The 1,352-nt window shown below is 55.4% G+C and carries 2 rRNA genes (1 of these 2 running past the window's edge); both read left to right on the top strand.

Annotated features, from left to right (window positions below):
- Window positions 1–1,100: ribosomal RNA gene (locus JSQ97_RS12415) — 23S ribosomal RNA — on the top strand; it begins 1,936 nt to the left of the window's first position.
- Between the two features lie 130 nt (window positions 1,101–1,230).
- Window positions 1,231–1,342: ribosomal RNA gene (gene rrf / locus JSQ97_RS12410) — 5S ribosomal RNA — on the top strand.
- Window positions 1,343–1,352: the final 10 nt, after the last annotated feature.

Genomic DNA, 1,352 nt, shown 5'->3' with positions numbered 1-1,352 from the left:
ACGGGACGTATAGGTGGTGACACCTGCCCGGTACCGGAAGGTTAAGGGGAGGGGTTAGCAGCAATGCGAAGCTCCGAACCGAAGCCCCGGCAAACGGCGGCCGTAACTATAACGGTCCTAAGGTAGCGAAATTCCTTGTCGGGTAAGTTCCGACCCGCACGAATGGTGTAACGATTCTGGGCGCTGTCTCAACGCGGGACTCGGTGAAACTTATATTCCGGTAAAGAAGCCGGATACCCGTAATTAGACGGAAAGACCCCGTGAACCTTCACCGCAGCTTATCACTGGGATTCTATCCGCCATGTGTAGGATAGCCGGGAGGCACTGAAGCGTGCGCGTCAGCGTGCGTGGAGCCGATGGTGAAATACCGGCCCTGGCGGATGGGATTTCTAACTCCGGTCCGTGAAGCCGGATGGGGGACAGTGATTGGCGGGCGGTTTGACTGGGGCGGTCGCCTCCTAAAGGGTAACGGAGGCGCGCGAAGGTCTCCTCGCGGTGGTTGGAAATCATCGTACGAGTGTAAAGGCACAAGGAGGCTTGACTGCGAGTGAGACATCACGAGCAGGTGCGAAAGCAGGTCTTAGTGATCTGGCGGTTGCAAGTGGAAGCGCCGTCACTTAACGGACAAAAGGTACTCCGGGGATAACAGGCTGATTTTCCCCAAGAGTTCACATCGACGGGAAAGTTTGGCACCTCGATGTCGGCTCATCGCATCCTGGGGCTGGAGCAGGTCCCAAGGGTTTGGCTGTTCGCCAATTAAAGCGGTACGTGAGCTGGGTTCAGAACGTCGCGAGACAGTTCGGTCCCTATCTGTTACGGGCGGAGGATGTTTGAGAGGAGCTGCTTTTAGTACGAGAGGACCGAAGCGGACGAACCTCTGGTATACCGGTTATCCTGCCAAGGGTAAGTGCCGGGTGGCTACGTTCGGAAGGGATAACCGCTGAAAGCATCTAAGCGGGAAGCCCGCCTCAAGATGAGACATCCCTGAGGGTATGACCCTCCTAAAGACCCCGGAGACACTATCCGGTTGATAGGCTGCAGGTGCAGGCACGGCGACGTGCACAGCCGAGCAGTACTAATAGGTCGTGAGGCTTGACCATATTATCGTTCCCGTGCTATAGCGCGGTAACAATAGACATACGAGCACATAAAAGCTTGTGTAAAATGACGGCAGGCGCTTTGTTTTTCGGCTGCCCCTTCTTCCTTTTTCTTTTTGTACGGCAATTATTGCCCGGTGGCCATAGCGGGGAGGAAATACCCGTTCCCATTCCGAACACGGAAGTCAAGCTCCCTTGCGCCGATGATACTGCTCTAAATGCGGGAAAGTAGGCAGCTGCCGGGCTTTTTATTTT

It is taken from the genome of Treponema sp. Marseille-Q4523, from assembly GCF_016901105.1.
Classification (GTDB): Bacteria; Spirochaetota; Spirochaetia; order Treponematales; family Treponemataceae; genus Treponema_D.
Note: the sequence above shows the minus strand (reverse complement) of the source record. Positions and strands in the feature narration are given on the sequence as shown.